The sequence below is a fragment of the Clostridium sp. genome, from assembly GCF_030532265.1.
Lineage (GTDB): Bacteria > Bacillota > Clostridia > Clostridiales > Clostridiaceae > Clostridium.
Genome location: NZ_JAUNLM010000081.1, coordinates 1 through 6127, shown reverse-complemented (window position 1 = coordinate 6127; position 6127 = coordinate 1). Strand labels below are relative to the sequence as shown.

Here is a 6127-nt window from a genome sequence, read left to right as displayed (position 1 = left end):
ATTTTACCCTTTTGGATTAAACTTGGATATTCGAAGAATATATTTATTCAAACAATATTTATAACACTTATTTCACTAGTTTTATATATATTATTTAATTTTTTAATAAATAATGAGAAGATTAGTATTCATGCAAATAATTTTATAGTTATTTATATATTATTTTTAATAGCTATAACTTTTTTTAAAGCAAGAACTAATAATATGTCATTTATATTTAATCCATTTGATTCTATATATAACTTAAAATATGAAATTTTATCTCCATTAATAAATATAGTTGGTAACTTATTAATGTATATACCGATTGGAATATATATAAAATTTAAATTTAATAAGAATATTACAACTATGATAGTTATATTTATAATATATATATTATTAGTTGAATTAACTCAAGGTATAACTAAAACAGGAATATTTGATGCTAATGATATTATTATGAATACTTTAGGTTTTATAATTGGTATGAAACTAATCTCAAAATATTAGAGGTTAGTTTTTTTATATTTATTTGTAGAGTAAAATCGACATATTTCCAGGGAAATTTATATTTATAATATAAATTTTAGAATTAATATATTATATACAAAAAGTACTTAAAACTATAAATTTTTTTATTGATAATATTAATATGGTATGTTAAGATTTTCTTTAATGCCAAAAAAAGTTATATGAAAGGGATGTGGACAACTATGGATTCATCAATGAAACCCAAAAAGGAAAAATTTTTGAGTAAGAAAAAATTAATAGACAACCTATTAGTTATGCTTAGCATAATAATATTTATATCAATATTTTCAAAGTTTTTTGGAGAAGACAATACATTAGTTGGTGTAACAATAATAACTGCAGCTCTTATGTTTAGTGCTATGGATGTTAGTATAAAATTTAAAGATGCAATAGCATCAATAATTATTGTATTTACAATTATGGGAGTAACTTCATACGTAAGTATGCTTAATGCTTTTATTGGAATACCACTAAACTTTATATCAGTATATTTAATTACATATATATTTTCAAATAAAGTAGAAAATAAAGCTTATCTTCCTTTTATGTTATGTTATGTATTTATGCAAGGAAATCCAATACTAGGATTAAATCAGTTTTTAATAAGAATAGGGGCACTTTTTATTGGAAGTATTATAGTTGCATTAGTATATTATTTTACACATAAAAAATCAAAAGATGATGATAAGAGAAGTATAAAAGAAATGTTTACTACAGAATTTCATGCTAATAAAATACAAGCTAATTTTGCTTTAAGAATGGCAATTGGAATAACTATATCAATGTTTATTGGAAGTTATTTTGGATTTCAAAAAGGCATGTGGATAAGTGCTACTGTTTTATCACTTACTCAACCTTATTATGAACAAACTAAAGAAAGAATACCAGAGAGAATATTTGGAACTATAATTGGTGCAATAGCATTTGTTATTATATTTTATTTTATTGTTCCAAAATCACTAGAGTCTATGGCTGTTTTAATAATAAGTTATGTTTATATGTTTGTTAAACCTTATAAATATCAAATGATATTTGTTACTCTTAATGCACTTTCAGCTGCAATGATTTTATTTAATTTTACTGTTTCAATTCCAATGAGAATAGCTTTTATGTTAGTTGGAGTAGTTATAGCTATAATAGTAAATAAATCAATGAGACATGTTAAAGAAAAAATTGATAAAAATGAAATTTAGTTAATTATATGATAGTTGCAATGTTATAAAGATAAATCTGTTATAAAACAATATATTATAAATAAGTCGTATAAAAATAATCTAAATACAAAAGCTTAAAATGAAAGCTTTTTGTATAGGAGGTTTTATTATGGCAAAAAAGAATCAACCATCATCATGGGAAAGTAAAAGATTTAAAACACCACAAAAAAATGATATGAATCCAGTACCAGAAATTCAAGGTAAGGAAAAACATAAAAAATAATTATAAAAATAAGCAAGGATTTTAATTAAAGTCCTTGCTTACTTTTTTATGCATAACATACAATAATATGTTAAAATTAGATATATAATACAAAAAAATAGGAGGAACTATGAAAGGAAACTATATAAATGAATATACATTCCTTAAAGGAAGAGGAATAAGATACGCTGTATTAGTTGATAAAGATGATAATTTAAAAACTATTCCGTATAACTTTGATTATTTAACTTTTTTAATTGGAGGTATTTCTTATATTATAAGAAAGGAGTTTATAAAAGGTATTGGTTTATTATTAATACAAGCTCTTTTAGTCTTTTTAATAGAAATGCCTTTTGGAATTTTAGCTAATTTTGCTTTAACCTTTGTACTTTCATTTTTTACTGGTAAGGAATATGTAAAGAAACTCATTAAAGATGGAGCTATAGCTTTTGAGGAATATAAAGAAAATGGATATTCATTAAAGTATGAAGAAGGACAAGTTATAAGTAGATCTAATGATAAAAAAGGAAAAAGAATGATGGATGAATATAAAAATAGTATTAAAAAGCAAAATACTTATTTTTATATTTTTGGAATTTGCCTTTTAGTAGGAGTATTTTTAGTTTCAGGCTATAAATTTAGGCACTTAGAAAGTAAACCTACAAATGTTAATATGCAGGCTGTTACATTAGAAGATGAAGAGAGTCACAAAGAAATTAAATTACCAGAAAAATTTGTTTTACTTTTAAATAAAGGTGATGATTTACAGTATTTTTCAATAGTAAACTTAAATGAAAAAGATAAAAAGCTTAGTGGAAAATATTATGACGGAAAAGTTCTTGTTTCAGAAAAGGATAATGATACTTCAACTCCATTAAATGAAATAGTAAAGAAAAAAGGGAAAATTCCAAGCTTCGTATTTAAAAAATATTTTAGTATAGATAAAGATATTCCAGAAGTAAAAGTTAATATTTCAGATGTTGAAAAGGTGTTACCTAAATTAAAAGAAAGTGATGTAAAAGAAAAGTTTAAAGAGATTTTAGTTAATTCTACAAAACTTTCAGAAGAAGATTATGAAACTTTAATAAAAAGTATAACTTATTGTTATGATAATGCTTCAGATGATGTAAATAATGAAATTAATAAAGACGTATTTTTAAAGTACAAGGAATTTGTAAGTGAAATAAATATTAAAGAAAACTATGATTTTAATAAGGGTAATTATTATGAACTTGGTTTAGAAAGTATAGCATCAAAAGACATAATAAATACATTTAAAGATAAATTAAATGGTAATGTTATGTATTATTTAAATAATATTGATATTGAAAATAATAATATTGTAAAAGAGATTAAGAAAAAGGTAGCTGAAGAAGAAAAGAAAAGACAAGAAGAGCAAGAGAAAGAAGAAAACAATAATAATGTGAATAATTCTAATGATGATGATAATACAAATAATAGTGGAAGTAATAGTAACAATAATAATTATAGACCATCATATAATACAAATAATTCAAGACCAAACAATTCATCTGGTAATTCAAGTAGTAGTCCAACACATAGACCAAATAGGCCTTCAACACATAAGCCAGTTAATAAGCCAAGTAATGATAATGTACAGAATGAAGAAAATTCAGGTTCTAATGGAGAACAACATAAACCAGAAGTGGATAATAATTCAGGAGACAATAATGTTGAAAATCAAAAGCCAGATAAGCCATCTGATGGAGAAGAAAATTAAAGTTTTATATTGTAAGTAATTACTATAAATTTAAAAGAAAAAATTATCCTATAAAAGAAAATAGAATATAATTAAAAAGTATAAATTATGTAAAGTGTACCCCGTTAAGAAGATACAGTAAAAGGTGCTGTTATAAATTTACTTGACGGGGTAATTTTTATGTCAAAATTTATTTATATAAATAATTTATAATAAAAGAATAAATTAATATATGGTGTAAGAAAAAGAAATTTAATTATAGAATTAAATCTTTTAAAAAGTCATATAATAAATAATATATTTGATAAATGAAAATATAAGCTTATTATATATTTAAAAATATCTTCTTTAATTTAGTACATAATTTTTTCTTTTGATATATACATTTAGAATAATCAATGTTGTATTTTTCAGAATATCTTTTTAATGGACAACGAACACCACTATACATTAAAAAATCAAAAAGTTGTCTTTCTTCAGTGGATAAAAGCTCTCTTGCTTTAAGTATACGTTTATCTTCATAGTTATTTATAAAAATATCTTCTGTTGATTTATTATCTTCAATTAAATCTATAATTTCTAATCCGTCTTCATTTTCTATATTTAAACTTGTAGCACATTTTTCTGAAGGATTTTGTCTGCAAAGATAAGCAAAGTTATTTATTACAGCAAATTTAACGTAAGATGGAAATTGTGTTTTCTTTTCAACATCAAATGCTTTAATAGCTTTTAATATAGAAAGTATTCCGTACTGAATAAGGTCATTATAATCATAATTATCTATAAAAGGATATTTTTTAATTTCCTTTTTTACTAAAGGTAAATATTTTTCTATTAATATTTGTTTTGAATTTTTATCATTATTTTTGGCAAGTAGAATTAAAGTTATGTCTCGCATTATTATGTCCCCCTTTCAATTTATACGTTTTATTTTTAGTTTTTAATTAATAATTTTCAATAATATATTTACTTATATATATGCAAATAAAATAAAAAATAATAAAAAATATGAACGTATGTTCGTATAAATGTTAAAAATTTTGCTTAGCTACATTATGAGTAACTAAGCTTATATTTTAACTTTGCTTATACTTTAGATTTAATTATTGCTATATAAGTTTTATTATATTTAATTATGTTAATAAAGAATAATTCTTTATTAAATAAAATATATTTTTATAAATATAGTATAGCATTATAAGGATTTTATGTAAATAAAAGTATAAAATGATTTGAAGGAATTTTTAATATAAAAATAAAAACATAAGTGGACTATAGTTATACTTGTTTAACTTCATTAGTTTTATAAAGTACAAAAGTAGGAAATAATATTCCTACTTTTATGTCTTAATTAATTTTCAAAAATAAATTTATGCAATTCTTTTGTTTCAGCTGGTATATCAAATGTCATATAATAAACACCTTTTATAAGCTTTCCATTTTCATGTTTATCACAAGGAACTCTTAGTTCATCAATTTTATTAGCTCCAGTATCAATTATATCTTTACCTAAGCTTATAAATTCATTTGAACTTATATTAGTAGTTACAAGAGGTAATAATTGATTTAAAATTCCTGGATAATCAGTTACAGGAGAATTTTTTATTTTATCGAAGACAGCAGTTATAACTCTTCTTTGTCTTTCAGTTCTTCTTTGATCTCCGCCATCATATCTAATTCTACAATAAGCTGTAGCTTGAACACCATCTAAATGTTGCATTCCTGTACTTGTTATATGAGGTGAATTTGTGTGATCTTTTTTATTAATATCATCTATGTAACCATTTATGTATTTTAAATCACCTTTAGTAATATTCATATCAATTCCACCAAGTTTATTAATAACATTTGGTAGTGAAGTAAAGTTTACTGTTATAAATTTATCAATATTCAAATCGAAATTAGTATTGATAGTATTTAATGCAAGTTCAGGACCACCATAAGCATAAGCATGAGTAAGTTTTGTCATTCCATGACCTTTCACATTAACATATGAATCTCTCATAAGAGAAGTAAGCTTAATTTTATTATGTTTATTATCAATTGTAAGAATCATGTCAGCATCAGATCTTCCTACTTGACCTTGAGGAGCATCGATTCCAAATAATGCAATATTAGTTATATCTGATTTTGTAGCTTCATTTTGAGCTTCTTCATTAATACCAAGATTATTTTTATTAAGTTCTACTTTATTAGTTTTATTAAGCATAGCATATACATATCCAGCTCCAAGTACTATTATAACTAATATTGCAATAACTATACCTATAACAACCTTTTTCCAAGTTGCCATTTTTCTTTTTGATTTTTCCCCCATTTTTTGTTCTCCTTTCAGTATAAAAGATTAAAGAGCAAACTTTCTAATGGCTTTAGCTACACCAGAATTTACATTTGTATCAGTAATATACTGAGCTTCTTTTTTCAATAAATCAAGTCCATTACCCATACAAACTCCAATGCCGGCATATCTTATCATAG

6 protein-coding genes are annotated in these 6127 nt (G+C 23.1%); 3 read left to right on the top strand and 3 right to left on the bottom strand.

The genetic code is table 11. The features are described 5' to 3' along the window. From Q4E08_RS11275 to Q4E08_RS11265, 3 genes are all read left to right on the top strand, one after another. On the top strand, positions 1-492 hold a 492-nt coding region (locus Q4E08_RS11275), incomplete at its 5' end, for a VanZ family protein (RefSeq protein WP_303131020.1). 215 nt (positions 493-707) lie between these two features. Next, complete coding sequence (locus tag Q4E08_RS11270; RefSeq protein WP_303131018.1) at positions 708-1706, top strand: FUSC family protein; 999 nt, start codon at positions 708-710, stop codon at positions 1704-1706. A gap of 353 nt (positions 1707-2059) precedes the next feature. After that, positions 2060-3670, top strand: coding sequence for a hypothetical protein (locus Q4E08_RS11265; protein WP_303131017.1), 1611 nt, complete (start codon positions 2060-2062; stop codon positions 3668-3670). A 304-nt stretch (positions 3671-3974) separates the two neighbouring features. On the opposite strand, the gene Q4E08_RS11260 is transcribed toward Q4E08_RS11265, so the two are convergent. The 3 genes from Q4E08_RS11260 to Q4E08_RS11250 form a co-directional block, all read right to left on the bottom strand. Further along, on the bottom strand, positions 3975-4547 hold the full coding sequence (locus tag Q4E08_RS11260) for a sigma-70 family RNA polymerase sigma factor (protein ID WP_303131015.1): 573 nt from the start codon (positions 4545-4547) through the stop codon (positions 3975-3977). Positions 4548-5000: 453 nt separating this feature from the next. Further along, positions 5001-5966 (bottom strand): LCP family protein, encoded by a 966-nt coding sequence (locus tag Q4E08_RS11255; protein ID WP_303131013.1) that lies wholly within the window; start codon positions 5964-5966, stop codon positions 5001-5003. Positions 5967-5993: 27 nt separating this feature from the next. Next, positions 5994-6127: HAD hydrolase family protein (locus tag Q4E08_RS11250; protein ID WP_303131022.1), on the bottom strand; the 134-nt coding region annotated here is incomplete at its 5' end.